We start from the raw sequence: 2,800 nt of genomic DNA, 5'->3' as shown, positions 1-2,800 counted from the left end.
GGAAGGTGTCGCCGTTGGTCGACTTCACCTCGAACAGGCCGTCGTCGATTTCCAGAATGGTCACGTCGAAGGTGCCGCCGCCGAGGTCATAAACCGCGATGGTCTGGGTGTCTTCCTTGTCGAGGCCGTAGGCCAGCGCAGCCGCGGTCGGCTCGTTGATGATACGCAGCACTTCGAGGCCCGCGATCTTGCCGGCGTCTTTGGTAGCCTGGCGCTGGGCGTCGTTGAAATAGGCCGGCACGGTGATCACCGCCTGGGTGACTTCCTCGCCCAGGTAGGATTCAGCGGTTTCCTTCATTTTGCCCAGGGTGAAGGCGGAAATTTGCGACGGGGAGTATTTCTCACCCTTGGCTTCCACCCATGCGTCGCCATTGCCGCCGTTGATGATGGAAAACGGCACCATCTTCTTGTCTTTGGCGACTGCGGCGTCGTCGAACCGGCGGCCGATCAGGCGCTTGACGCCGAACACGGTATTATCGGGGTTGGTGACAGCCTGGCGTTTGGCCGGCTGGCCGACCAAGCGTTCGTCGTCGGTAAAGGCAACAATTGACGGGGTTGTGCGCGCGCCCTCGGCGTTTTCAATCACGCGGGGCTGGGAGCCATCCATGATGGCCACGCAGGAGTTGGTGGTACCCAGGTCGATGCCGATAACTTTGCTCATTTGCGATCCCTTTTTACTACTCAAGGCGATTACCCGAGGCCTGAACCCGTTGCGGCATCCTGGCCCCGATGGAAGTTGCGGTTTGGTCTGCACCTTGCCGCGTCCCGGCGTATATAGGGACGTGAAAACGGCCCTGCAAGCGTTCAGGCACGCCCGGAGGCGTGAATCAATACGCTTTTTTGCAAGGGTCATGGTTAAGGATGGATGAACGGCAATGACCTTGCTGCGTGTGCGCGATTTCGATGTCTACAAGGGATTGCTTGATCCGGCCCGGCAAGCGGCGTTGATAGACGCGTTGCGGCCAGTGCTGAAAGCGGCGCCGCTGTTTTCACCCAAGATGCGGGGCGGCGGGCAGATGTCGGTACGGATGACGTCGGCGGGTCAGTTCGGCTGGTATTCTGACGCCTCCGGTTACCGCTATGCGGAGCAGCACCCCTCCGGGTGCAAGTGGCCGGATATCCCGGAGGCGGTGCTGGAGATATGGCGGCAGCTGACCGGGTTGGAGCGGGTGCCGGAATGCTGCTTGCTGAATTACTACGGAGAAGGTGCGCGGATGGGGCTGCATCAGGACAAGGATGAGGCGGATTTCTCCTACCCTGTGGTGTCAATCAGCTTGGGAGATGATGCGCTGTTCCGGATCGGCAACCGCAGCCGCGGCGGCAAGACGGAATCGGTCTGGCTCAGCTCGGGCGATGCCGTGGTCATGGGCGGCGCGGCGCGGCTGACCTACCATGGGATAGACCGGATCCGGTTCAAATCATCACGGCTGCTGCCCAAGGGCGGGCGGATCAACTTGACACTCAGAATGGTCACGTGATGCCAGTGCGGCGCAAAGGTGTCGCGGCTATCTTTTGCCAAGTCTTTTGGAGAAAAAACCTGGACCGGTTATTGCGGTTACCGCCGCGCGCCCCAGCTGATGGAGACCTGGCGGCGGGTGTAGAATTCGCCCATCAGGCCAATCACAATCAGCACCAGCGCTACCCAGGCCGCATACTGCCAGGAGCTGAAATGCGGGTTGTAGTTTATAAAGACAAATCCGCGGGCCTGGTCGATGCAGTGAAACAGCGGGTTCCAGTCGAACATGGCAAGCATGAAGCTGGGCAGCGTGTTGGCCAGGAACATCTTGCCCGAAGCAATCATATTGGCGCGTTGATAGATCATCGTCAGAATACTCACCAGCCCAGGTGCCCAAGGCTTCAGCACCAGGAACACCAGCCCGACTGAGGCGCCAGTGGTCCAGGCCAGCAAAATCATGCCAAAGGCAGGTATAGGCTCTTCGATGTGCACCGGTGTGAATGCGACGTGGTAGACAAACAGGATGATGAACAGTGAAAAGACTTGAATGTACAGCGCGCCGATGGCGGCGGACAGAATGGCCACCATCGTGTTCATCGGCGCATGCTGCATCATCGGGCTGCTCGGCCCCTCGGCACTGGCAACGGCACCGACGGTCTTGGTGTGGACCATGAACAGGAACACACCGGACATAACATAGAGCAGGAAGTCGCCGCGAATGGCGGAACCGCGCAGGCCCAGCAGTGCAAACATGGCAAAAAAAGCTGCAACGAAGAGGACGGCCTGCAGGATGTTCAGTGCCAGGGCCGCAAAAGCATTGTTGTGTTTGGAGCGGACGCTGCGCACGACCGAATGGAAGACCACCTCGCTTAGTGAGAGGAACCCGGAAACCGAGGATTGCTGCGTGCGCTGTTGAAACATGAGACCTGTATTCTCTGCTCGAATTCAATGCGGCTGCTTGCCGTTCTGTTATCTGCGCATCATAAGGGGCAAGAGGCAAATTTTCAATTAAACCCGTGTTAGGGAGATCTGCGTGACATATGAAGACCTGGTGCCCGTGATCCGCCGGCTGGCAATTGAGGCCGGGGCAAAGATCATGGAGATCTACAATTCCGACGATTTCGACGTGAAGGTCAAATCCGACGAAAGCCCGGTAACGGCAGCGGATGAAGCTGCAGATGCGCTGATCTCTGAAGGTCTGCGGGCGGCCTTCCCGGTCATGATGCTGGTCACTGAAGAACAATCCGACTCCCACAAAGAGCGCGGCGATACCTTTCTGATCGTCGATCCCTTGGATGGCACCAAGGAATTCATTCACCGGCGCGGCGATTTCACCGTGAATAT

General features: G+C 58.6%; 4 protein-coding genes. 2 read left to right on the top strand and 2 right to left on the bottom strand.

Annotated elements, in window-relative coordinates; genetic code table 11:
• Positions 1 to 661: Hsp70 family protein (locus VOI29_RS23830; protein ID WP_323784300.1), on the bottom strand; the 661-nt coding region annotated here is incomplete at its 3' end.
• 214 nt (positions 662 to 875) lie between these two features.
• Here VOI29_RS23830 and VOI29_RS23825 point away from each other — a divergent pair.
• Positions 876 to 1,478, top strand: coding sequence for an alpha-ketoglutarate-dependent dioxygenase AlkB (locus VOI29_RS23825; RefSeq protein WP_323784298.1), 603 nt, complete (start codon positions 876 to 878; stop codon positions 1,476 to 1,478).
• Positions 1,479 to 1,555: 77 nt separating this feature from the next.
• Here the strand turns inward: VOI29_RS23825 and VOI29_RS23820 are convergent, their stop codons facing one another.
• Complete coding sequence (locus VOI29_RS23820) at positions 1,556 to 2,377, bottom strand: ABC transporter permease (RefSeq protein ID WP_323784296.1); 822 nt, start codon at positions 2,375 to 2,377, stop codon at positions 1,556 to 1,558.
• A 112-nt stretch (positions 2,378 to 2,489) separates the two neighbouring features.
• Here VOI29_RS23820 and VOI29_RS23815 point away from each other — a divergent pair.
• Positions 2,490 to 2,800, top strand: a 311-nt coding sequence (locus VOI29_RS23815) for a 3'(2'),5'-bisphosphate nucleotidase CysQ family protein (RefSeq protein ID WP_323784294.1), incomplete at its 3' end; no start/stop codon positions are given.

This window comes from Leisingera sp. (genome assembly GCF_034669605.1).
In the GTDB taxonomy this organism is placed as follows: Bacteria; Pseudomonadota; Alphaproteobacteria; order Rhodobacterales; family Rhodobacteraceae; genus Leisingera.
Note: the sequence above shows the minus strand (reverse complement) of the source record. Positions and strands in the feature narration are given on the sequence as shown.

Excerpts from the sequence above, each read along its gene's own strand:
- VOI29_RS23820 (WP_323784296.1), bottom strand. The coding sequence starts at position 2,377 with ATGTTTCAACAGCGCACGCAGCAATCCTCGGTTTCCGGGTTCCTCTCA.
- VOI29_RS23825 (WP_323784298.1), top strand. The coding sequence starts at position 876 with ATGACCTTGCTGCGTGTGCGCGATTTCGATGTCTACAAGGGATTGCTT.